Annotated in this window: 1 protein-coding gene; it reads left to right on the top strand. The window is 71.7% G+C overall.

Annotated elements, in window-relative coordinates; translation table 11 throughout:
* Positions 1 to 9: 9 nt before the first annotated feature.
* On the top strand, positions 10 to 233 hold a 224-nt coding region (locus CVH10_RS24750; RefSeq protein WP_369336035.1), incomplete at its 3' end, for a UDP-N-acetylglucosamine 2-epimerase.

Genomic DNA, 233 nt, shown 5'->3' on the forward strand with positions numbered 1-233 from the left:
GCGGGGATCGTGCCCGACATCGACCTCGACCTGATGCAGGCGGGGCAGTCGCTCCATGCGCTCGCGGGGCGGATCGTCACCGCGCTGGGCGCCGCGATCGAGCGGCAGCGACCCGACCGGCTGATCGTACACGGCGATACGCTGACCACGATGGCGGCGACGCTCGCGGGCTATCTGCATCGCGTGCCGGTGGCGCATGTCGACGAGGTGCTGAAGCTGGCGCTGACGCGGCC

It is taken from the genome of Halomonas sp. ND22Bw, assembly GCF_003011945.1.
GTDB classification, from domain to species: Bacteria; Pseudomonadota; Gammaproteobacteria; order Pseudomonadales; family Halomonadaceae; genus Halomonas; species Halomonas halophila.